This is a genomic window from Pseudomonas sp. Z1-12 (assembly GCF_051132015.1).
In the GTDB taxonomy this organism is placed as follows: domain Bacteria; phylum Pseudomonadota; class Gammaproteobacteria; order Pseudomonadales; family Pseudomonadaceae; genus Aquipseudomonas; species Aquipseudomonas zanjanensis.
The window spans coordinates 1,563,981-1,586,289 of record NZ_CP071647.1; the positions used below are offsets into that span (position 1 = coordinate 1,563,981).

Annotated in this window: 17 protein-coding genes; 13 read left to right on the forward strand and 4 right to left on the reverse strand. The window is 61.9% G+C overall.

Translation table 11 applies throughout. The annotated features are described in order from the left end of the window. The first annotated feature begins 212 nt into the window (after window positions 1–212). From J3P85_RS06995 to J3P85_RS07010, 4 genes are all read left to right on the forward strand, one after another. Window positions 213–1,499 carry an MFS transporter gene (locus J3P85_RS06995; RefSeq protein ID WP_060738732.1) on the forward strand — a complete coding sequence of 429 codons (1,287 nt, stop codon included), beginning with the start codon at window positions 213–215 and terminating at the stop codon, window positions 1,497–1,499. A gap of 77 nt (window positions 1,500–1,576) precedes the next feature. Continuing rightward, the gene (locus tag J3P85_RS07000) at window positions 1,577–2,329 is read left to right on the forward strand and encodes a 5-oxoprolinase subunit PxpA (protein WP_434705319.1); all 753 of its coding nucleotides are present in this window, start codon (window positions 1,577–1,579) and stop codon (window positions 2,327–2,329) included. Beyond that, window positions 2,326–3,030, forward strand: coding sequence for a 5-oxoprolinase subunit PxpB (pxpB, locus tag J3P85_RS07005; RefSeq protein WP_434705320.1), 705 nt, complete (start codon window positions 2,326–2,328; stop codon window positions 3,028–3,030). The genes J3P85_RS07000 and pxpB overlap by 4 nt, the downstream gene beginning before the upstream one ends. Then, complete coding sequence (locus tag J3P85_RS07010; protein WP_434705321.1) at window positions 3,027–3,947, forward strand: biotin-dependent carboxyltransferase family protein; 921 nt, start codon at window positions 3,027–3,029, stop codon at window positions 3,945–3,947. Before pxpB ends, J3P85_RS07010 begins: the two co-directional genes overlap by 4 nt. A 120-nt stretch (window positions 3,948–4,067) precedes the next feature. Here J3P85_RS07010 and J3P85_RS07015 read toward each other — a convergent pair whose 3' ends face one another. The 3 genes from J3P85_RS07015 to J3P85_RS07025 all read right to left on the reverse strand — a co-directional run bounded on the left by J3P85_RS07015 (window position 4,068) and on the right by J3P85_RS07025 (window position 7,459). Next, the gene (locus tag J3P85_RS07015) at window positions 4,068–5,246 is read right to left on the reverse strand and encodes a vWA domain-containing protein (protein WP_003198888.1); all 1,179 of its coding nucleotides are present in this window, start codon (window positions 5,244–5,246) and stop codon (window positions 4,068–4,070) included. Between the two features lie 34 nt (window positions 5,247–5,280). Then, window positions 5,281–6,126, reverse strand: coding sequence for an AAA family ATPase (locus J3P85_RS07020; protein ID WP_411386756.1), 846 nt, complete (start codon window positions 6,124–6,126; stop codon window positions 5,281–5,283). A gap of 256 nt (window positions 6,127–6,382) precedes the next feature. After that, complete coding sequence (locus tag J3P85_RS07025; RefSeq protein ID WP_434705322.1) at window positions 6,383–7,459, reverse strand: DUF748 domain-containing protein; 1,077 nt, start codon at window positions 7,457–7,459, stop codon at window positions 6,383–6,385. A 146-nt stretch (window positions 7,460–7,605) separates the two neighbouring features. Between J3P85_RS07025 and cysK the strand changes: the two genes are divergently transcribed. From cysK to J3P85_RS07040, 3 genes are all read left to right on the forward strand, one after another. Next, window positions 7,606–8,580 carry a cysteine synthase A gene (cysK, locus tag J3P85_RS07030; RefSeq protein ID WP_411386758.1) on the forward strand — a complete coding sequence of 325 codons (975 nt, stop codon included), beginning with the start codon at window positions 7,606–7,608 and terminating at the stop codon, window positions 8,578–8,580. 361 nt (window positions 8,581–8,941) lie between these two features. After that, complete coding sequence (locus tag J3P85_RS07035) at window positions 8,942–9,880, forward strand: aspartyl/asparaginyl beta-hydroxylase domain-containing protein (protein ID WP_434705323.1); 939 nt, start codon at window positions 8,942–8,944, stop codon at window positions 9,878–9,880. 341 nt (window positions 9,881–10,221) lie between these two features. Then, the gene (locus J3P85_RS07040; RefSeq protein ID WP_434705324.1) at window positions 10,222–11,085 is read left to right on the forward strand and encodes a DMT family transporter; all 864 of its coding nucleotides are present in this window, start codon (window positions 10,222–10,224) and stop codon (window positions 11,083–11,085) included. A gap of 104 nt (window positions 11,086–11,189) precedes the next feature. Here the strand turns inward: J3P85_RS07040 and J3P85_RS07045 are convergent, their stop codons facing one another. Further along, entirely contained in the window at window positions 11,190–12,098 is a 909-nt protein-coding gene (locus J3P85_RS07045) for a DMT family transporter (protein ID WP_434705326.1), read from the reverse strand. 130 nt (window positions 12,099–12,228) lie between these two features. Between J3P85_RS07045 and aceK the strand changes: the two genes are divergently transcribed. The 6 genes from aceK (at window position 12,229) to J3P85_RS07075 (ending at window position 22,211) form a co-directional block, all read left to right on the forward strand. Next, complete coding sequence (gene aceK, locus J3P85_RS07050) at window positions 12,229–13,950, forward strand: bifunctional isocitrate dehydrogenase kinase/phosphatase (protein WP_434705327.1); 1,722 nt, start codon at window positions 12,229–12,231, stop codon at window positions 13,948–13,950. Window positions 13,951–14,212: 262 nt separating this feature from the next. Continuing rightward, window positions 14,213–18,124 carry an ATP-dependent RNA helicase HrpA gene (hrpA, locus tag J3P85_RS07055; protein ID WP_434705328.1) on the forward strand — a complete coding sequence of 1,304 codons (3,912 nt, stop codon included), beginning with the start codon at window positions 14,213–14,215 and terminating at the stop codon, window positions 18,122–18,124. Between the two features lie 339 nt (window positions 18,125–18,463). Beyond that, window positions 18,464–19,585: a beta-ketoacyl-ACP synthase III gene (locus J3P85_RS07060; protein ID WP_250965619.1), complete on the forward strand. Its 1,122-nt coding sequence runs from the start codon at window positions 18,464–18,466 to the stop codon at window positions 19,583–19,585. Between the two features lie 181 nt (window positions 19,586–19,766). Next, window positions 19,767–20,378 (forward strand): RNA polymerase sigma factor, encoded by a 612-nt coding sequence (locus tag J3P85_RS07065; RefSeq protein WP_434705329.1) that lies wholly within the window; start codon window positions 19,767–19,769, stop codon window positions 20,376–20,378. Beyond that, window positions 20,372–20,608, forward strand: a complete 237-nt coding sequence (locus J3P85_RS07070; protein WP_434705330.1) for an anti-sigma factor family protein — start codon at window positions 20,372–20,374, stop codon at window positions 20,606–20,608. The genes J3P85_RS07065 and J3P85_RS07070 overlap by 7 nt, the downstream gene beginning before the upstream one ends. A gap of 292 nt (window positions 20,609–20,900) precedes the next feature. Then, window positions 20,901–22,211 (forward strand): OprO/OprP family phosphate-selective porin, encoded by a 1,311-nt coding sequence (locus tag J3P85_RS07075; RefSeq protein WP_053120140.1) that lies wholly within the window; start codon window positions 20,901–20,903, stop codon window positions 22,209–22,211. Window positions 22,212–22,309 lie beyond the last annotated feature (98 nt).

Consider the following 22,309-nt stretch of genomic DNA (forward strand, 5'->3'; position numbering starts at 1 on the left):
TTGCGAGCGCTACGCACTCGAGCGGGAGCAAGCTCCCTCGCCACAAAAGCGGTCTGCCTTTGCGGGTGATGTGCTGCCCAATCAAATTTTTCTTATGACCCAGCCAAGGTTTTATTCGTTGGACGGGATCGGCCGTGCGCTCAAGAATCGGGGCAACGGTCTCCACGTCAGCGTCGTCGAGACTCACAACAATAAAACCGTGGAGAACCACCATGAGTGCACCCGACACGCTCGGCGTCCCCCAACCCCAGGCCCGTTCTGGCCCGTTCGATTGGTATCGCAACATCAACCAGCAGGAACGTCGCACCTTCTGGAGCTGCAAGATCGGTTACGCCCTGGACGGCATGGACACCCAGATGCTCAGTTTCGTGGTGCCGACCCTGATCGCGATGTGGGGCATCACCACCGGCCAGGCAGGCCTGATCCACACCAGCACCTTGATCGCGTCGGCCATTGGCGGCTGGGTGGCGGGTATTCTCTCGGACCGGATTGGTCGGGTGCGCACCTTGCAACTGACGGTGCTGTGGTTCGCGTTCTTCACCTTTTTGTGCGGCTTTGCCCAGAACTATGAACAGCTGTTGATCGCCCGCACCTTGATGGGCTTCGGCTTCGGCGGCGAGTGGACCGCCGGTGCGGTGCTGATGGGCGAGGTGATCCGTGCCAAGGACCGCGGCAAGGCGGTAGGCATGGTGCAATCGGGTTGGGCGCTGGGCTGGGGCATGACGGCGATTCTGTATGCGCTGCTGTTCTCGGTGTTGCCGCCGGAAGATGCCTGGCGCGCACTGTTCATCCTCGGCATCGTGCCGGCCGTATTCGTGATTTTCGTTCGCCGGCTGGTCAAGGACCCGGAAGTCTATAACCAGACCAAGGCCCGGTTGACGCCGGAAAATCCCGCGAAGTTCTACGAGATTTTTGCCCCTGGCATCCTCTTCACCACCCTGCGTGCCTCGCTGCTGACCACCGGTGCCCTGGGCGGCTACTACGCCATCACGTCCTGGCTGCCGACGTTTCTCAAGAATGAACGGGGCTTGAGTGTATTGAGCACCGGTGGCTACCTGGCGATGGTGATCGTCGGTTCCTACGTGGGCTATGTCATCAGCGCGTACCTGTCGGACATCCTGGGACGAAAGAAGAACTTCGTTCTGTACGCTGTCGGATCGTTCACCATCGTCCTGCTGTACACCCAGGTGCCGGTGAGCAATAACGTGATGCTGTGGTTGGGCTTTCCCCTGGGCTTTTTCGCTTCCGGGATGTTCAGCGGCATGGGCTCGTTCCTCACCGAGCTGTTTCCTACGCGCATCCGCGGTTCGGGCCAGGGCTTTTGCTACAACATTGGCCGGGCGGTGGCGGCATTGTTCCCGCTGTTGATCGGTATCTTGAGCCAGAAGGTGCCGCTGAGCGTGGGTATCGGCGCGTTCGCGGCGGTGTCCTACGGCGTGGTGATCCTCGCGGCCCTGAGCCTGCCGGAAACCCAAGGCAAGCAGTTGGAAGCCGAGTAACTGATACCCTGTGGGGGCCTGGGCTCCATGGCTTGGCCCCACAGTCAAAGAAGAAAAAACCTACAGGAGCGTTCACCGTGAACCGCCTGCTACTGAATTGCGATATCGGCGAAAGCTTCGGCAACTGGACCATGGGTCTGGACGCCGAGGTGATGCCCTTCATCGATTGCGCCAACATTGCCTGCGGCTTCCATGCCGGCGACCCGAGCATCATGCGCAAGACCGTCAGCCTGGCCCTGAGCCACGGCGTGCGGATCGGCGCGCACCCGGCCTATCAGGACCTGGCGGGCTTCGGCCGTCGTTCCATGGCCTATGGCGCCCAGGAGCTGCAGGACTTGCTGCACTACCAGATCGGCGCCCTCGACGGCATCTGCCGGGCCCAGGGCGGGCGAGTCAGCTACGTCAAGCCCCACGGGGCGATGTACAACGACATGATGGCCAACCCGGTGCAACTGCGCGCCGTGATCCAGGCCGTCGCGGCCTATGACCGGCAACTGCCGCTGATGCTCATGGCGACCCGGGACAACAGCGCCGCCCAGGCCCTGGGCGACGAGTACGGCCTGACCCTGTGGTTCGAGGCCTTTGCCGATCGGGCCTATGACAGTGCCGGTCGCCTGGTTTCGCGACAGGCACCGGGGGCGGTGCATCACGATCCCGAGGTCATCATCGGGCAGGCCCTGACCATCGCCCGTGGCGATGCATTGACCGCCAGCGACGGCAGTGCCTTGCACCTTATGGCCAATACCTTGTGCGTGCACGGCGACAACGCCAGTTCCGTGGCGGCCGTGCAGCGCATCCGCGAAGCCCTGGACCGGCAGAGTGCGCCATGAAACCACGCGTGGAAGTGGTGGCGGTGGACTGCCTGATGGTGCGCCTGTTCGATGAAATCGCCGAGGCCAACATGCCCTGGATGCTCGCCGCCAGCGAGCGCCTGCGAGCGGTGTTTGCCGAGCGTTTGATCGATCTGGTGCCGTCCTACACCACCTTGATGGTGCACTACGATTTGCTCGCCCTGAACCCGGTCCAGGCCCGCGATTTGATCGACGAGGCGCTGCATAACCTTTCACCGGATGCCCGCTCGGCCGGCCAATGCCATGTGCTGCCGGTGTGGTACGACCTTAGCGTCGGGCCGGAGCTTGAGCTGTTGGCGAGCCGCAGCGGCTTGACGGTCGCCCAGGTGATCCGCCGCCACAGCGAACGGGAGTACCAGGTGTTTGCCCTGGGCTTCGCCCCCGGTTTCGCCTTCATGGGGCTGGTGGACGAAGAACTGGCCGCACCGCGCCTCGACACGCCACGCAAGCGCGTGGCAGCGGGCAGCGTCGGTATTGCCGAGCGTCAGACCGCGGCGTATCCAGTGGTCTCGCCCGGCGGTTGGAACCTGATCGGGCGCACCCCGGCCAAGCTGTTCGATCGTGAGCGTGACGGCTACAGCCTGATGCAGCCGGGGGATACGGTACGTTTTGCCGCCGTGGATCACGCCGAATTCATCGCCCTGGGTGGCGACGACACACCGTTGGAGGCCCAGGCATGAGCCGGTTGTTGATCGAGGCCAGCACGCCGCTGTGCCTGTTGCAGGACGCCGGCCGTTTCGGCGTGAGACACCTGGGCGTGACCCAGGGTGGCGCGGCGGATTGGTTGTCGATGGCCTGGGCCAATTGGATGCTGGGCAATGACCTGGACGCGGCGGTGGTGGAGATTACCCTCGGCGGCTTTACCGTGGTGGCCGACGAGGATTGCGTGCTGGCGCTGGCCGGGGCTGACCTGGGCGCGCGGATAGACGGCCAGGGCGTGGCATCGTGGCGTTTCTTCAGCTTGCGCAAAGGCCAGGTCCTGGCGCTCACCCAGCCCGTGCTGGGTGCCCGGGCCTACCTGGCGGCCCCCGGTGGTTTCAACGCACCGACGGTGCTGGGCAGCCGGGCAACGGTGGTCCGCGAGGAACTCGGTGGCCTGGATGGGCGGGGGCGGGCGCTGAGTCGCGGTGAACACTTGAGCTATTCGGGCTCGGCGACACCGCGGCCCATGCCCCACATGCGGATTCCGGATTTCCAGCAAGCGCAGCCGCTGGACCTGATCCTCGGTGCGCAGAATGGCGCGTTCAGTGGGCGCAGCCTGTTCGACGCGTTCAACACTGCGTGGACGCTGGACAGTCGCGCCGACCGCATGGGCATGCGCTTGCTGGGCACGGCGTTGGAATATCAGGGGCCGGCGATGATTTCCGAGGGCATTCCCCTCGGTGCCGTGCAGGTGCCGCCGGACGGCCAGCCGATCGTGTTGCTCAATGACCGGCAAACCATCGGTGGTTATCCACGCCTGGGGGCGTTGACGCCGCTGTCCCTGGCCCGGCTGGCGCAATGCCTGCCCGGGGCGCAGGTGCGGTTGCGGCCGGTGGTGCAGGAGGTTGCGCATCGGCAGCAGGTGGAGTGTATGCGGGGGTTGTTAAACCGCTAAAAGCATCGTCGGATCGCCGCCCGGAGCAAGCTCGCTCCCACACTGGATATGTGTCGCACAGGAGATCCCTTGTGGGAGCGAGCTTGCTCGCGAAGAGGCCCTAATAAGGCACCAAAAATCTTACTTGGAAAGAAACCGCATCCCTTCCTCCAACCCCCGCAAGGTCAGCGGATACATCCGGTCCTCCACCAACTCGCGCACGATGTTGGTCGAGGCGGTGTAGCCCCAGGTGTCCTTGGGGTACGGGTTGATCCAGATGAGTTTCTTGTATTTCTCCATGAAGCGCTGCATCCACACATAACCGGCTTCTTCGTTCCAGTGCTCGACGCTGCCGCCGGCTTGGGTGATTTCATAGGGCGCCATGGCGGCGTCGCCGATGAAGATCACTTTGTAGTCGGCACCGTACTTGTGCAGCAGATCCTGGGTCGAGGTGCGCTCCGAGGTGCGGCGCAGGTTGTTCTTCCACACCGATTCGTAGACGAAGTTGTGGAAGTAGAAATACTCCAGGTGCTTGAACTCGGTCTTGCAGGCCGAGAACAGCTCTTCGCAGATTTTCACGTGGGCATCCATCGAGCCACCGATGTCGAACAGCAGCAACAGCTTGACGGTGTTGCGTCGCTCCGGGCGCATCTGGATGTTCAAGAGGCCGGCATCCCGGGCGGTGTGATCGATGGTGCCGTCGATGTCCAGTTCTTCGGCCGCGCCCTGGCGGGCGAACTTGCGCAGGCGACGCAGGGCGATCTTGATGTTGCGGGTGCCCAATTCCACCTGGTCGTCGAGGTTCTTGTATTCGCGCTGGTCCCAGACCTTCACGGCCTTGCCCTGGCGCTTGCCGGCATCGCCGACCCGAATGCCCTCGGGGTTGAAACCGCCGGAGCCGAACGGGCTGGTGCCGCCGGTGCCGATCCACTTGTTGCCGCCGGCATGGCGTTCCTTCTGTTCTTCCAGGCGTTTCTTGAATTCTTCGATCAGCTTGTCCAGGCCACCCAGGGACTGGATCTGCGCGCGTTCCTCGTCGGTCAGCGAACGCTCGAACTCCTTGCGCAACCAGTCTTCGGGAATCAGCGCCTGGAGGTGATCGTCGAGCTTCTCCAAGCCGTTGAAGTAGGCGGCGAAGGCCCGGTCGAACTTGTCGAAATGCCGTTCGTCCTTCACCAGGATCGCCCGGGACAGGTAATAGAACTCGTCCATGTCAGCGAAGATCACCCGCTGTTTCAGCGCGTTGATCAGGTCCAGCAGTTCACGCACCGACACGGGCACCTTGGCGGCGCGCATCTCATTGAACAGGTTAAGCAGCATGGCAATCGCCCTCGCTCTTGTTAAACGAAGAGGATCAGCGGGTGCCGCGACGGCTCATGAACGCCAGGCGCTCGAGCAGTTGCACGTCCTGTTCGTTCTTCACCAGGGCGCCGGCCAGCGGCGGAATGGCCTTGGTCGGATCACGCTCGCGCAGCACCGCTTCGCCGATGTTGTCGGCCATCAGCAGCTTGAGCCAGTCCACCAGTTCGGAGGTGGAAGGTTTTTTCTTCAGGCCCGGCACCTTGCGCACGTCGAAGAACACGTCCAGCGCTTCGCTGACCAGGTCCTTCTTGATGTCCGGGTAATGCACGTCGACGATTTTCTGCAGGGTGACGCGGTCGGGGAAGGCGATGTAGTGGAAGAAGCAGCGACGCAGGAAGGCGTCCGGCAGTTCCTTTTCGTTGTTGGAGGTAATGATGATGATCGGGCGCTGCTTGGCCTTGATGGTTTCGTCGGTCTCGTAGACGTAGAACTCCATCTTGTCGAGCTCTTGCAGCAGGTCGTTGGGGAACTCGATGTCGGCCTTGTCGATTTCGTCGATCAGCAGGATCACCCGCTCCTCGGACTCGAAGGCTTCCCAGAGCTTGCCCTTCTTCAGGTAGTTGCGCACGTCGTTGACCTTGTCCACGCCCAACTGCGAGTCCCGCAGGCGGCTGACCGCGTCGTACTCGTACAAGCCCTGGTGGGCCTTGGTGGTGGACTTGATGTGCCAGGTGATCAGGCGCGCGCCGAAGGACTCGGCCAATTGCTCGGCCAGCATGGTCTTGCCGGTGCCTGGTTCGCCCTTGACCAGCAACGGCCGCTCCAGGGTGATGGCGGCGTTCACGGCCAGTTTCAGGTCATCGGTGGCCACGTAGGCGCTGGTGCCTTCGAACTTCATCTGCAATTTCCTCGAACGTGTCGCCGGCCCTGCGAGGCGGGGCGCGCGAAATAAATATCGTGCCCGACTATAACGCGAGGCCGCGCCGACTGTGAACGCAGACGCTGTATTCAGTCTCTGAATGGGGCGTCACATGTTGACTCAGTCTTGTGGCGAGGGAGCTTGCTCCCGCTCGAGTGCGCAGCGCTCGCAGGCTTTTAGGGCCGCTTCGCGGCCCAGCGGGAGCAAGCTCCCTCGCCACTAAAAGCCGCAAATCTCAATCCTTCGAAGGCGGTGGCTGTTCATAACGGGCATTGAAGGCCTGGACGAAACCGTTGCGCAGGATCTGCAGGAAGGCTTCGAAGGCGCTGATGTCCTGCTGGTGAACATTGCCGCTGAGTTCCACCCGGGTGGCGAACTGGTTCTTGCGCTGGTTCTTGAGGGCCGTTTCGCCGGTCCCGACCAGCGCTTCCCAGACCGAGCGGAAGATGTTCTTGTTCTGGTTCTCCACGTCCTGCTGCCAGTCGAATACGTCGACATCCCGCAGCAATGGCTTGATGTAGCCGCTGAGCCGGGCGTTATCGGCTTCAGCCTCGATCACCAGGTCGCCGTGGCCGGCATTGAAATCGAACTTGCCATAGGCGGCGGCAAAATCGTTGAGGCGCTTGAGTTCGATGTTCCTGGCCCGCAGGCGGAAATCGAAATCCTCGAAGTCGCTCAAGGGGTCGAAGGTAGCCTGCATTTCCAGGGGCGCATGCTCGGCCACCAGGGCCTTGCCTTCGAAGCGGGCGTCGCGCTTGCCTTCGGTGTCGACCACGTTGGTCAGGTTATAGAAGCTGGCATTGACGTCAGTGGCCCGCAGGTTGACCGGGGGCTTGGAGTTGAAGTTGCGAAAGGTGACCTTGCCTTCCCTGATGCGCACTTCGTTGAAGGTGATGGGCAACAGTTTGCTCAGTTGCTCGCGCCAGTTGGTGCCCTGGCCGGTCTGGGAGTTCTGCCGGTTGGCCCCGCCGTCGACGAAGTTCACTTCGGGGCGGGTGAACTCCACCTCGGACACCACCGCATGGTCGTACCACAGCGAGTGCCAGCTCACCGACAGGTCCACCAGCGGGGCGTTGACGAACGGCACCGGGACCTTGCCGTCGACCTTGACGATTTCCAGACCGTTGATCCGGTAGGCACCGCGCCACAGGGCCAGGTCCACGTCAGTGATCTGGCCGCGATAATCGCCCATGTCGGCCAGTTTATCGTTCAGGTAGTCGCGTACCAGGTAAGGCAGGGCGAAATGCAGGGCCACCAGCACCGCGACGAGGGTGGCGAAAACCCACAGTGGCCAGCGGTATCGACGCTTCATGTCTGTCAGTCTCCAGCGTTTGTTGGGGGAGCGCCTCCTAATGCCATTGACTGTCGCAACAACGGGAACGTTCGGTGCAACTGGACGCCCATGGGCAACAGGCATACCTTTAAAGGCTTCAATTTCGCCCCATCAAGGACCCAGCCATGAGCCGCATATTCGCTGACAACGCCCATTCCATCGGCAATACGCCACTGGTACAGATCAACCGCATTGCGCCGCGCGGCGTGACCATCCTGGCCAAGATCGAGGGGCGTAACCCAGGGTATTCGGTCAAGTGCCGGATCGGCGCAAACATGATCTGGGACGCTGAAAGCTCGGGCAAGCTCAAGCCGGGCATGACCATTGTCGAACCGACCTCGGGCAACACCGGGATCGGCCTGGCGTTCGTCGCCGCCGCCCGTGGCTACAAGCTGATGCTGACCATGCCGGCCTCCATGAGCATCGAGCGGCGCAAGGTGCTCAAGGCCCTGGGCGCGGAGTTGGTGCTCACCGAACCGGCGAAGGGCATGAAGGGCGCCATCGAGAAAGCCGCCGAGATCCTGGCCAGCGATCCGTCCAAATATTTCATGCCGCAGCAGTTCGATAACCCGGCGAACCCGGCGATCCACGAAAAAACCACCGGCCCGGAAATCTGGAACGACACCGACGGCGCCGTGGACGTGCTGGTCGCGGGCGTGGGCACCGGCGGAACCATTACCGGGGTTTCACGGTATATCAAGAACACCTGTGGCAAGCCGATCCTGTCGGTGGCGGTCGAGCCCGAAGTTTCGCCGGTGATCACCCAGGCGATGGCGGGGGATGAAATCAAGCCCAGCCCCCACAAGATCCAGGGGATCGGCGCCGGGTTCGTGCCGAAGAACCTCGATCTGTCCATCGTCGACCTGGTCGAGCGCGTCACTGACGACGAGTCCAAGGCCATGGCCCTGCGCTTGATGCAGGAGGAGGGCATCCTCTGCGGGATCTCCTGCGGCGCGGCGATGGCCGTGGCCGTGCGCCTGGCGGAAAAACCGGAAATGCAGGGCAAGACCATCGTGGTGATCCTGCCGGATTCGGGCGAGCGGTATTTGTCGAGCATGTTGTTCAGTGATCTGTTTACCGAGCAGGAGACTCAGCAGTAACCGCAGGCAGGATGGGTGGCGAGCACTGCTTGTGTGGCGAGGGAGCTTGCTCCCGCTCGACTGCGCAGCAGGCGCCCCGGATTCAACCCGGGTCGCCAAATCCCGGGGGCGCGCTCCGCACGCCAGCGGGAGCAAGCTCCCTCGCCACAAGAGCACGCGATCTCAGGTAGGTTGAATGATTGTTCGATGCGTCAGCCAAGGTTCAGGTGGCGCCTGTTAAAAAGTGTTTATTGCGTTTCACTCAACAGAGAATCTTCCGTCAGACGGTTTTTACCCGGGCCATGGATATTTAACATGGCCCCCGACTACGTCGGGCAGTAGGCGTTGCGTCAGTTGTTTTTGGACAAGGAGTTTAAAAAAAGTGACCGTTTCGTTTGTCGCCAAGGCCTCGGTGTTGCTGCTGTTCCTGGGCAGTACGCTTTATGTGCATTTGCGTGGTAAGGCGCGGCTGCCGGTGTTGCGTCAGTTCGTCAACCACTCGGCGCTGTTCGCCCCCTATAACGCCTTGATGTACCTGTTCTCCGGCGTGCCCTCGAGGCCTTACCTGGATCGCAGCCAATTTCCCGAACTGGATGTGCTCAAGGACAACTGGCAAGTCATCCGCGACGAAGCCATGCACTTGTTCGACGATGGCTACATTCGAGCCGCCGAGAAGAACAACGATGCGGGCTTCGGTTCGTTCTTCAAGAAGGGTTGGAAGCGCTTCTACCTCAAGTGGTACGACAAACCGCTGCCGTCGGCTGAGTTGCTGTGCCCGAGGACGGTCGAACTGGTCAGTCGGATCCCCAGCGTTCGCGGCGCGATGTTTGCCTTGCTGCCCGGCGGTAGCCATCTGAACCCTCACCGAGACCCCTTCGCCGGTTCGTTGCGTTATCACCTGGGGCTCTCAACCCCCAATTCCGAGGGCTGCCGTATCTTCGTCGACGGTCAGATCTATGCCTGGCGCGACGGCGAAGACGTCATGTTCGATGAAACCTATGTGCACTGGGTCAAGAACGAAACCCCGCAGACCCGACTGATCCTGTTCTGTGATGTCGAGCGGCCCTTGAAAAGTCGGCTGATGACCCGCCTCAACCGCACCATCAGCGCGTTCCTCGGCCGTGCCACCGCGCCACAGAACCTGGACGATGAACACGTCGGTGGCATCAACCAGGCCTATGCCTGGAGCAAGTCGTTCAGCGACGGCATCAGCGGTCGGGTCAAGCAGTTCAAACGCAAGCATCCCAAGGCCTATCGGGTGATGCGGCCGGTGTTGGCGGTGGCGGTGCTGACGGCGCTTGGCTATTGGTTGTTCGTTTAAAACATTGCGTAGTCCATCGGGCGCTGGTTATAGTCAGCGCTCTTCGGGTTTTCGAACCCACTCTCCAAGAGATCGGCTCATGCCTGCATCCCCTGTCATCGCGGTCGTGGTTCCAGCGTTCAACGCTGGCGTCGTGCCGTGTGGGAACCAGCAGCCTGCGCAGATCGGTCAATACCCCCCACCTGTCCGTAGCTCATCGGTGTACGCCGTCGTATCACCGCCGGGCGTTGGCATTCAGGGCTGATCGGCAACGGTTGCCATCCCCTGTGCCCGCCTGAAAAAAAACTACTGGACTTCAGCTTCGGCTGAGTTGGCTTTTTGCCTGACTACAGGTGGTATCCATGTTTTTCCTTTCCAAAAACGCCTTGTTGGCGGCGGCTTCCACGAGCCTGTTCGTTTTGCTGTGGAGCAGCGGGGCGATCTTCTCCAAGCTGGGCCTGGCCCACGCTTCACCCTTCGCTTTTCTGCTGATCCGTTTTGCCATCGCGCTGTTCGCGCTGGTGCTGTTGATTCCGTTGCTCAAGTTGAAGTTGCCCAAGACCGGCAAGCCGATGCTGTACGCGGTGATCACCGGGCTGGTGCTGCTGGGCGCCTATCAGATTTTTTATCTGCTGGCGCTGCAAATGAGTGTCACGCCTGGGGTCATGGCGACCTTGATGGGCGTGCAACCGATCCTGACGGTGGTGCTCATGGAGCGACAACGTTCCTGGTCGCGGATGTTCGGCCTGGTGTTGGGCTTGGTCGGGTTGGTCATGGTGGTGTACCAGGGCATCGGCCTGGCCGGCATGTCCCTGGCGGGGATGCTGTGCGGGTTGCTGGCACTGGTCAGCATGACGGTCGGCTCCATCATGCAGAAGCGCATCACCGACAACCCACTGGGCACGCTACCGGTGCAGTACCTGGCCGGGCTGGTGCTGTGCGCGGTGTTCGTGCCGTTCCAGCCGTTCCATTTCGAATACAGCACGGGGTTCTTTGTGCCGGTGTTGTGGATGGGACTGGTGGTGTCGGTGCTGGCGACGCTGCTGCTGTACCGTTTGATTGCCCGGGGCAATCTGGTGAACGTCACCAGCCTGTTCTACCTGGTGCCGGCGGTGACGGCGATCATGGACTACCTGGTGTTCGGCAACCGGCTGGCGTTGCTGAGCTTGCTGGGGATGGTGCTGATCATCGTGGGGTTGGTGTTTGTGTTTCGTAAGGGCCGCTAGCCCTTAGCTATTTGTTTGCCTGAACCACCGCCATCGCGAGCAAGCTCGCTCCCACAGAGGTCTGCGCGTAACCCTGTGGGAGCGAGCTTGCTCGCGATGGCGTACTACCGGGCAGACACTTCAGCTGGTTTAACAGCTGCGGGCTTGAGCACCAACCACAACGCCGCCGCAATCAACACCCCACCATACAAATGCGCCATCCCCAACGGCTCATCCAGCAACAACGCCCCCCACAACACGCCGAACGGCGGAATCAGGAATGTCACGGTCATGGACTTGACCGGGCCGATGGAACTGAGCAGACGGAAATAAAGGATGTACGCCAGCGCGGTGCACACCAGGCCCAGGCCCAGCAGTGACAACCAGACACTCCAGCCACCCCAACTGGCCGGGGGCTGGCTGATGACGCTGTAGCCAAACAGCGGCAGCAAGAACACCGTGGCGCCGAACATGCTGCCCAGGGCCGAAAGGCGGCTGTCCAGGCCACCTTGGTGATCGAGCCAGCGCCGGGTGAGGAAACCGGCAAAGCCGTAGCAGGTCGTGGCCAGCAGGCAGGCGAGGGCGCCCATCAACAGTTGCAGGTCGAACGCCACCGGGCCGGCGCGGGTCAGGATGCCCACGCCGAGCAGCCCGAGGAAGACCCCGCCGACCTTGGCCAAGGTGAGTTTTTCGCTGAAGAACAAACCGCCGATCAACACCCCCATCAGCGGCGTGGTGGCATTGAAGATCGCCGAGTAACCGGCCGGCAGCACCTGGGCCGCCAGCGAATAGAACGTGGCCGGAATGCCCGAGTTGATCAGGCCCAGCACCATCACGACTTTGAGCTTGCCGCGAAAATTCCAGTCGACGCGCATCAGGGCCAGGATCACCAGCAGCCCGACGAAGGCGATGGACACACGGAAGAACGCAGTGGGAATCGTGCCGATAACGGGGGCGATAATGCGCATGAACAGGAAACTGGCGCCCCAGATGGCGGCCAATGACAGTAAACGCAGGATATCGACGAGGTTCACGAGCCACTCCTTCCTTGATGGGGGGGCAAGTGTCGCCGCCTTGCATACCGATGGCAATGGTTGCGTTGCCGCGTGATTGGCCTCTAAGCTCAGTCGCCAATAACAAGCATGACCCGCCGAGGTTTACCTTATGCCGCAGCCATGGCCCGCTATCGAAATCGCCCGTTCGATCCTCGACGGCTTCGACGATTATCGTGAGCATTTCCGGCAGATTACCGATGGCGCTCGCGCCCGGTTCGAGCAGGCCCGGTGGCTGGAGGCCCAAGCGGCTTCGGCGGCGCGCATCAACTTGTATGAAGAAAAAGTCTTCGAAACCGTCGCCAAGCTGCACAAGGCCTTCGATGCCGAAACCCTGATGGATGTGGGCTGCTGGCCGCTGGTCAAAAGTGCCTACATCAGCCTGATCGACCTGCGCTTCGACGATGAGCTGTCGGAAACCTGGTACAACTCGATCTTCTGCGGGCTGTTCAGCCACGACCTGATCAGCGACGGCACCATGTTCATCCACACCACCCGGCCCAGCCTGCGCCGGGCCCGCGCCGCCCAGACGCGCACCTACAAGCCCCAGGGGCAGTTGGACCGGATGCTGGAGAGCGTCTTCGCCGATTACCGTTTCAGCGAGGACTACGCCGATTTGCCGGGGGACCTGCAGCGCCTCGAAGCGCAGTTGCGCGAGAACCTGCCGGACTGGGTCTGCAAGGACCCGGAGCTGACGGTGGAGTTGTTTTCCTCGGTGCTCTATCGCAACAAGGGCGCCTACCTGGTGGGCCGGATCTACACCCGCGACGACCAATGGCCGCTGGTGATCCCTCTGTTGCACCGCGAGGGCCGGGGTATCCAGATCGATGCGCTGATCACCGACGAGGCGCAGGTGTCGATCATCTTCTCGTTCACCCGTTCGTACTTCATGGTGGACGTGCCGGTGCCGGCGGAATTCATCGGCTTCCTCAAGCGCATCCTGCCGGGCAAGCACATCGCCGAGTTGTACACCTCCATTGGTTTCTACAAGCACGGCAAGTCCGAGTTCTACCGGGCACTGATCAACCACCTGGCGAACACCGACGACCAGTTCATCATGGCGCCGGGCGTGCGCGGGATGGTCATGAGCGTGTTCACCCTGCCGGGCTTCAACACTGTGTTCAAGATCATCAAGGACCGCTTCTCGCCGTCGAAAAACGTCGACCGGGCCACGGTGATCGAAAAATACCGACTGGTGAAAAGCGTCGACCGCGTCGGGCGCATGGCCGATACCCAGGAGTTCGCCGATTTCCGCTTTCCCCTGAGCAAATTCGAGCCGGCCTGCCTGGAGGAACTGTTGGAAGTGGCGCCGTCCACGGTGTCGGTGGAAGGCGAGACGGTGCTGATTCGCCACTGCTGGACCGAACGCCGGATGACGCCGCTGAACCTCTATCTGGAAAACGCCAACCCGGACCAGGTGCGCGAGGCGCTGGAAGACTATGGCCTGGCGATCAAGCAACTGGCGGCGGCCAATATCTTCCCCGGCGACATGCTGCTCAAGAACTTCGGCGTGACCCGCCACGGCCGTGTGGTGTTCTACGACTACGATGAAATCTGCTTCCTCACCGAAGCCAACTTCCGCCACATCCCCCAGCCCCGTACACCGGAAGACGAAATGGCTTCCGAGCCCTGGTATTCCATCGGCCCGCTGGACGTCTTCCCCGAAGAATTCCCGCCGTTCCTGTTCGCCGACGCCGGGCAGCGCAAGCTGTTCGACCAGTTGCACGGCGAGTTGTACAACGCTGACTACTGGAAAGGCCTGCAGGACGCGATCCGGGCGGGGAAGGTGATCGATGTGTTCCCGTATCGGCGCAAGGACCTGGACAGCGAATAACGCCAGGCGAGTGAAATACCCTGTGGCGAGGGAGCAAGCTCCCTCGCCACAAAAGCAGCCTTGACGAAAATCCCCTGTGGGAGCGAGCTTGCTCGCGATAGCGGTGGACCAACCAGCATGAATGTCGACTGACACACCGCCATCGCGAGCAAGCTCGCTCCCACAAGGGTATGGCGGTGGGGCTGTTTTGTGTGCTCGGCGCAATAGCCGCAAATCTGCGACAATCGCCCCCTTGCTCAAACCGACGACCCTTGCGTACCTGATGACTGACCAAGCCCCCGCTATCGACAAACTGCTGAAGAACCTCGACCACGCCATGCTCGCCGACCGTTACCGGTTGCGGCGGCAGTTGCTCGAGCTGCGCAAGAAGCCCGACGAGGCCAAGCTGGCCCAGTGGGTGGCGCGCATGCAGGCGTCGTGCGATCAGGTGCTGGCGCGCAAGGCGAGCCTGCCGGTGATCCGCTATGACGATAATTTGCCGATCGCCGCCAAGCGCGACGAAATCAAGCAAGCGCTGCTCAAGCACCAGGTGCTGATCATCGCGGGCGAGACCGGCTCGGGCAAAACCACCCAGTTGCCGAAGATCTGCCTGGAAATCGGTCGTGGCCAGCATGGCTTGATCGGCCACACCCAGCCGCGCCGGATCGCCGCCCGCAGCGTAGCAAGCCGCGTCGCCGAGGAACTGGCCACGCCGTTGGGGGCGCTGGTGGGTTATCAGGTGCGCTTCGAAGACCAGAGCGACGCCAACACCCTGATCAAGCTGATGACCGACGGCATTCTGCTGGCCGAGACCCAGAATGACCGCTACCTCGAGCGCTACGACACGATCATCGTCGATGAAGCCCACGAACGCAGCCTGAACATCGACTTCCTGCTTGGCTACCTCAAGACCCTGCTGCCGCGTCGCCCGGACCTGAAAGTCATCATCACGTCGGCGACCATCGACCTGGAGCGCTTTTCCAAGCACTTCGATGACGCGCCGATCGTCGAAGTCTCGGGCCGTACCTTCCCGGTGGAAACCTGGTATCGCCCGCTGACCCTGGAGCAGGACGAGGAGGGCAACCGGGTCGAGGACGACTTGACCGTCGACCAGGCTATCCTCGCCACCCTCGACGAAATCGCCGCCTACGAGCGCAGCGAGCGCCGCAGCCCCGGGGATGTGCTGGTGTTCCTGCCGGGCGAACGGGAGATTCGCGACGCCGCGGAAATGCTGCGCAAGGCCCAGCTCAAGCACACCGAGATCTTGCCGTTGTATGCGCGATTGTCGCCGGCCGAACAGCAGCGGATTTTCCAGTCCCACCCGGGCCGTCGCGTGGTGTTGGCGACCAACGTCGCCGAAACCTCGCTCACCGTGCCGGGCATCCGCTACGTGATCGACAGCGGTACCGCACGCATCAGCCGCTACAGCTATCGGGCCAAGGTCCAGCGCCTGCCCATCGAGGCCATTTCCCAGGCCAGCGCCAACCAGCGCAAGGGACGCTGCGGACGGGTCGAGCCGGGAATCTGTGTGCGGCTGTACAGCGAAGAAGATTTTCTTGGACGGCCGGAATTCACCGATCCCGAAATCCTGCGCACCAACCTGGCGGCGGTGATCCTGCAGATGCTGCACCTGCGCCTCGGCGAGATCACCGATTTCCCGTTCATCGAGCCGCCGGATGGCAAGGCCATCAGCGACGGTTTCAACCTGCTGCAAGAACTCTCGGCGGTGGACCGCAACAGTCAGCTGACCCCACTGGGTCGGCAGTTGGCGCGCCTGCCGGTGGACCCGCGCATGGGCCGCATGCTGCTGGAAGCGGCGAAGCTGGGCAGCCTCCAGGAAGTGCTGATCGTCGCCAGCGCCATGTCGATCCAGGACCCGCGCGAGCGTCCGCCGGAACGGCAACAAGCGGCCGACCAGGCCCACGCCCAATGGAAGGACGTCGACTCGGACTTCGCCGGGCTGGTCAACCTGTGGCGCGGTTTCGAAGAGCAGCGCCAGGCCCTGACCGCCAGCCCGCTGCGCAACTGGTGTCGCAAGAACTTCCTCAACTACCTGCGCCTGCGCGAGTGGCGCGATTCCCATCGCCAGTTGAGCCTGATCTGCCGCGACATGCAGTTGAGCCTCAACAAAGACCCGGCCGATTACCCGAAACTGCACAAGGCGGTGCTGTCGGGGCTGTTGAGCCAGATCGGCCAGAAAACCGAGGACGGTGATTACCTCGGCGCTCGCCAACGGCGGTTCTGGGTCCACCCCTCGTCGGGCCTGGGCAAGAAGCGTCCGCAGTGGCTGATGACCGCCGAGCTGGTGGAAACCACCAAGTTGTACGCGCGCATGGTGGCCAAGATCGAACCGGACTGGATCGAGCCGCTGGCCGGGCACCTGATCAAGAAAAACCACTTCGAACCCCATTGGGAGAAGAAGCGCGGGCAAGTGGTGGCTTATGAGCAGATCACGCTGTTCGGGCTCATCGTCGTCGGTCGCCGACCGGTGCACTACGGACCGGTGGACCCGGTGGTGTCCCGTGAGCTGTTCATCCGCGAAGCGCTCGTGCGCGGTGAGATCCAGTCCAAGGCCAAGTGCCTGGGGGCCAATACCCGCTTGCTGGAGCAGCTCGACGAGCTGGAAGCCAAGGCCCGTCGCCGCGACATCCTGGCCGACGAAGAAACCCTGTTTGCGTTCTACGACGCGCGCCTGCCGGCGGAGATCCACCAGACCGCGACGTTCGACAGTTGGTACCGGATCAACAGCCAGAAAGACCCGCAATTGCTGATCATGCGCGAGGAAGACGTGCTGGCCCGCGAAGCCAGCGAAGTCACCGCCACGCAGTACCCCGACACCTTGCGCGTCGGTGACCTGACCTTGCCGCTGAGCTATCACTTCGAGCCCAACCATCCCCGTGACGGCGTGACGCTGCGGGTTCCGGCGCCATTGCTGCCGATGCTGCCGCCGGAACGCCTGGAATGGCTGGTGCCGGGGATGATCGAGGCCAAGTGCATCGCCCTGGTGCGCAACCTGCCCAAGGCCCTGCGCAAGAACTTCGTGCCGGTGCCGGATTTCGTCAAGGCGGCGTTGCAGCGCATCACCTTCGCCGAGGGCTCGTTGCCGCAGGCCCTGGGCCGTGAGCTGCTGCGCATGACCGGGGCGCGGGTCAGCGACGAAGCCTGGGCCGAAGCGGCCCAGCAGGTCGAAAGCCACCTGCGCATGAACCTGGAAATCGTCGACGGCCAGGGCAAGTTCCTCGGCGAAGGCCGCGACCTGGGCGAGCTGACGGCACGCTTTGCCGAGGCCAGCCAGGCGGCCTTGGCCGTGCCACAAACAGCGAAAAGCCAGGCGCCGGTGGAGGCGAAGGTCTTCGCGCCGGTGGCCGAGAAAACTCAACAGAAGATCGCCGGGCTGTCGATGACGGTGTACCCGGCGTTGGTGGAAGAGGGCGGCGTGGTCAAGGAAGGGCGTTTCCCGACGCCAGCCGAAGCCGAATTCCAGCATCGCCGCGCCTTGCAGCGCTTGCTGATGCAACAATTGGCCGAGTCGGCCAAGTTTCTGCGTGGCAAGTTGCCGGGGCTGACGGAGCTTGGCCTGCTGTACCGCGACTTGGGCCGTATCGACGGCCTGGTGGAAGACATTCTGCTGGCCAGCCTCGACAGCTGCGTGCTCGAAGGTGAAGCGAGCCTGCCCCGTGACGGCGCCGCCCTGGCCGCCCTGGCCGAGCGCAAGCGCGGCGGCTGGACCGAGCACGCCGAACGCCTGGCGAAGTTGACCCTGGACATCCTCAAGCTCTGGCACAGCCTGCAAAAACGCTTCAAGGGCAAGATCGACCTGGCCCAGGCCGTGGCGCTGAACGACATCAAGCAGCAACTCAGCCACCTGGTGTACCCAGGCTTCGTGCGGGAAACCCCGCACCAATGGCTCAAGGAACTGCCGCGCTACCTCAAGGCCATCGAGCAACGCTTCGAGAAGCTCGGTAGCCAAGTGCAGAAGGACCGGGTCTGGAGCGGCGAATTGTCGAACCTCTGGGCCCAATACCAGGCCCGCGCCAGCAAACACACCCAGGAAGGCAAGCGCGACCCGCAATTGGAGCTGTACCGCTGGTGGCTGGAGGAATACCGGGTGTCACTGTTTGCCCAGCAGTTGGGCACCAAGGTGCCGATTTCCGACAAGCGCCTGGGCAAGCAGTGGGGGTTGGTGGAGGGGTGATGGCACACACCATCAACCCCCTGTGAAGCCCTGTGGGAGCGAGCTTGCTCGCGATAGCGGTGGTTCAGCCTGCATTGATGTTGACTAATACACCGCCATCGCGAGCAAGCTCGCTCCCACAGGGTAGGATGTTGAAGTGAATGGAGAATGGGCCAAACCCCAGCGTTTATGGCAAACTTCGCGCCTATAAATGCCGGTTCCGTGGTTTTGAGCTTCAATGCCACGGGCGGATCGGAATAAAGCGATGCCAGGGCTGCTTCCCCGGATGGGAAAAGTCCCTTTGCGTGTTGGTACGTCGGTGCCAATACTTTCTGCCTGAACAGATCAGAGACACGACCCATGCATAACGTCGTCATCAGCGGCACCGGCCTGTACACCCCGGCCAACAGCATCTCCAACGAAGAACTGGTGCAATCTTTCAATACCTATGTCGCCCAATTCAACGCTGATAACGCCGCTGCCATCGAGCGTGGTGAAGTCGAGGCCTTGACCGAATCCAACGCCGCGTTCATCGAAAAGGCTTCCGGCATCAAGAGCCGCTTTGTCATGGACAAGGACGGTATTCTCGATCCGCAACGCATGACCCCACGCCTGCCCGAGCGCTCCAACGATGAGTGGTCGGTGCTCTGCGAAATGGCCGTCGGCGCCGCCAAACAGGCCCTGGAGCGCGCCGGCCGTACGGCCGCCGACATCGACGGGGTGATCGTCGCTTGCTCCAACCTGCAGCGTGCGTACCCGGCCATCGCCATCGAAGTCCAGGAAGCCCTGGGCATCGAAGGGTTCGGTTTCGACATGAACGTGGCCTGCTCCTCGGCAACCTTCGGCATCCAGGCCGCGGCCAACAGCGTGCAACTGGGCCAGGCCCGGGCGATCTTGATGGTCAACCCGGAAGTGTGCACCGGCCACCTGAACTTCCGTGACCGCGACAGCCACTTCATCTTCGGCGACGCGGCCACTGCCGTGATCATCGAACGCGCCGACCTGGCGACCTCGCCGTACCAGTTCGACGTGGTCAGTACCAAGCTGCTGACCAAGTTCTCCAACAACATTCGCAACAACTTCGGCTTCCTCAACCGCACCGCGGAAGAGGGAATGGGCAGCCGCGACAAACTGTTCGTCCAGGAAGGCCGCAAGGTGTTCCGCGATGTCTGTCCGATGGTGGCCGAACTGATCGGTGCCCACCTGGAAGAGAACCAGTTGAGCGTTGGCGATGTGAAACGTTTCTGGCTGCACCAGGCCAACCTGAGCATGAACCATCTGATCGTGCGCAAACTGCTGGGGCGCGAAGCCACCGAAGCGGAAGCCCCGGTGATTCTCGACCGCTACGCCAACACCAGTTCGGCCGGTTCGGTGATTGCATTCCACACCTACCAGGACGACCTGCCCAGCGGTTCGGTTGCTGTCCTTAGTTCGTTTGGCGCCGGTTATTCGATTGGCAGCGTGATTTTGCGTAAGCATTGATCTGGTCTGGTCCAGATTTTGGGCAAGGGCGCTTGCTGTGGGGGAAGCTTTTGTGGCGAGGGAGCTTGCTCCCGCTGGGTTGCGAAGCGACCCCCAATATCTTGCGGTTGCTGCGCAACCGAGCGGGAGCAAGCTCCCTCGCCACAGAAGCATTGCAGTCAAGCAGATCTTGGGATGTTGAATGACAGTCACCGACGACACCCTCCTGCTCCAACGCCTCCTGGCCGGTGAGCAGCAGGCCTACAAGGAACTGGTCAGCGCCTACCAGAGTCCTATGCGCGCCGTGGCCTATGCCATCGTCGGCAGCCGCCATGCCGACGAAGTGGTGCAGGACGCGTGGCTGTCGGTGGTGCGCAATCTCAATGGTTTCCAGGGACGTTCCAGCCTCAAGACCTGGCTGCTGACCATCACGGCCAACGCCGCCAAGGGACGTTACAAACAGAACCGGCGGGAAGTGTTGCTCGACGACCTTCCGGCGCCCCACGGCACCCTTGGCGATGAGCGTTTCGCCGCTGACGGCCACTGGCTGCTGGCGCCGTTCGCCTGGCACCAGGACACGCCCGAAGCGCTGCTCACCGAGGGTGAATTACGTGATTGCCTGGAACACACCTTGCTCAGCCTGTCGGAACTGCAAGGCAGCGTGCTGACCCTGCGGGAACAACAGGGCCTGGAGTTGGACGAAATCTGTAATCTTTTGGACATTTCGCTCTCCAATGTACGCGTGCTGTTGCATCGCGCCCGATTGAAGGTCTTCGCGACTGTTGAACATTTCGAGGAAACCGGCGAATGCTGACCTGCAAGGAACAAGTGGCCCGCTCCAGCGACTACCTCGACGGACAACTGAGTTTTCGTGAACGCCTGCTGGTGCGCCATCACTTGATGTTCTGCCCCAATTGCCGACGGTTCATCCGCCAGATGCGCTTGATGCAGGCGACCCTCAAAAAACTGCCGCAGCCACCGGTTCCCGACCTGGATCACCTCGCCGAGAAACTCGCCGCCGAACGCCGCAAAAACAGCCGCTGAACCTCTCGATACACCCACCGACCCGTTGTGGGAGCGAGCTTGCTCGCGATAGCGGTGTATCAGTCAAATCACTGCCGACTGAACCACCGCTATCGCGAGCAAGCTCGCTCCCACAGGTTCTCCATGGTTGAACTGGTTATTCCCATTCGAAGTAAAAAGTTCCGCTGTCATAAAATCTTTATGTGATAGCAACTCGCCTGACACAACCGGCCGCCAAGATCCCCTCCCAACACCAGCGGGCCCAGTTCCGCGTGTTTTCTAACGCATAGACTACCAACAGGGGAATTCTTCGATGATCCGTAAGCACTTCGCAGGTGTTGCCGCCAGCGCACTGGCAATGGCAGTAACCGCCCAGGCTTTCGCCGGCACCGTCACCACCGACGGCGCCGATATCGTGGTCAAAACCAAGGGCGGCCTTGAGGTCGCTACCACTGACAAAGAGTTCAGCTTCAAGCTCGGCGGTCGTTTGCAGGCTGACTACAGCCAGTTCGACGGTATCTACACCGACAATGGCGACAAGGCCGATGCGGCTTACATCCGTCGTGGCTTCCTGGAGCTGTCGGGTGTGCTGTACACGGATTGGGCCTACACCATCAACTACGATTTCGCCCACAACAGCGGCGACTCCGATAACGGCTACTTCGACGAAGCGTCCCTGGCCTATAACGGCTTCAAGCCCGTTTCGATCAAAGTCGGTCGCTTCGACCCCGACTTCGGCCTGGAAAAAGCCACCAGTTCCAAGTGGGTAACCGCGCCTGAGCGTAACGCCGCCTATGACCTGATCGACTGGGCCAACGGCCATCAGAACGGTCTGGGCATCCAGGCTTCCAGCACCTTCGCTGATTCGTTCTACGCCTCGGCCGGTGTATTCAGCAAAGACACCGACGACACCGACGGCAACAGCATCAAGCAAGCCAACGGTCGCTTCGTGTTTGCCCCGATGCACGAAGCCGGCAACGTGCTGCACTTCGGTTTGAACGTGGCCTCCCGCGACGTTTCGGACACCGCATTCGACGCGCGTTACCGCTCCCGCTTGGGCATGCGTGGCGTTGAAACCCTGGGCGGCAACGATGCCGGCCCTAACGGTAACCGTCCGGTCCTGGGCGGCGCCAACAACTCGCCGGCCGGTTCCTACGACACCGACACCGCCTTCGGCCTGGAAGCCGCTTTCGCGATGGGCCCAGCGTCGATCCAGGGTGAATACATCTCCCGCAAGACCAAGGCTGACAGCGACGCCTTCGAAGACCTCAAAGGCCACGGCTTCTACGTCCAGGGTGCCTACACCATCACCGGTGAATCCCGTGGCTATAAAGTCGGCAAGTTCGACGCCATCAAGCCTCAGAACAAATCCATCGGCGCCTGGGAAGTGTTCTACCGCTTCGACAGCATGACCGTCGAAGACGACAACATCACCACTGCCTCGGCAACCCGTGAAGTCGGCGATGCCGAAGCCAAGGTGCACAACCTGGGCGTGAACTGGTACGCCAACGAAGCGGTGAAAATCACCGGCGCCTACGTCAAGGCCAAGACCGACAAAGTCACCAACGCCAATGGCGATGACGATGGCGACGGTTTTGTTGTCCGTGCCCAGTACGTGTTCTAAAACGTTTTGACTTGATACACCGCTGCACTTTCATCCGTTAATGCTCCTTTCGACCCCGCCCCGGCGGGGTTTTTTTATGTGCGCCCGGTCAGGATCGG

Coding starts and splice junctions, on each gene's coding strand:
- J3P85_RS06995 (WP_060738732.1), top strand. CDS start 213: ATGAGTGCACCCGACACGCTCGGCGTCCCCCAACCCCAGGCCCGTTCT.
- pxpB (WP_434705320.1), top strand. CDS start 2,326: ATGAAACCACGCGTGGAAGTGGTGGCGGTGGACTGCCTGATGGTGCGC.
- J3P85_RS07010 (WP_434705321.1), top strand. CDS start 3,027: ATGAGCCGGTTGTTGATCGAGGCCAGCACGCCGCTGTGCCTGTTGCAG.
- J3P85_RS07015 (WP_003198888.1), bottom strand. CDS start 5,246: ATGCTGCTTAACCTGTTCAATGAGATGCGCGCCGCCAAGGTGCCCGTG.
- J3P85_RS07020 (WP_411386756.1), bottom strand. CDS start 6,126: ATGAAGTTCGAAGGCACCAGCGCCTACGTGGCCACCGATGACCTGAAA.
- J3P85_RS07025 (WP_434705322.1), bottom strand. CDS start 7,459: ATGAAGCGTCGATACCGCTGGCCACTGTGGGTTTTCGCCACCCTCGTC.
- cysK (WP_411386758.1), top strand. CDS start 7,606: ATGAGCCGCATATTCGCTGACAACGCCCATTCCATCGGCAATACGCCA.
- J3P85_RS07040 (WP_434705324.1), top strand. CDS start 10,222: ATGTTTTTCCTTTCCAAAAACGCCTTGTTGGCGGCGGCTTCCACGAGC.
- aceK (WP_434705327.1), top strand. CDS start 12,229: ATGCCGCAGCCATGGCCCGCTATCGAAATCGCCCGTTCGATCCTCGAC.
- hrpA (WP_434705328.1), top strand. CDS start 14,213: ATGACTGACCAAGCCCCCGCTATCGACAAACTGCTGAAGAACCTCGAC.
- J3P85_RS07060 (WP_250965619.1), top strand. CDS start 18,464: ATGCATAACGTCGTCATCAGCGGCACCGGCCTGTACACCCCGGCCAAC.
- J3P85_RS07065 (WP_434705329.1), top strand. CDS start 19,767: ATGACAGTCACCGACGACACCCTCCTGCTCCAACGCCTCCTGGCCGGT.
- J3P85_RS07070 (WP_434705330.1), top strand. CDS start 20,372: ATGCTGACCTGCAAGGAACAAGTGGCCCGCTCCAGCGACTACCTCGAC.
- J3P85_RS07075 (WP_053120140.1), top strand. CDS start 20,901: ATGATCCGTAAGCACTTCGCAGGTGTTGCCGCCAGCGCACTGGCAATG.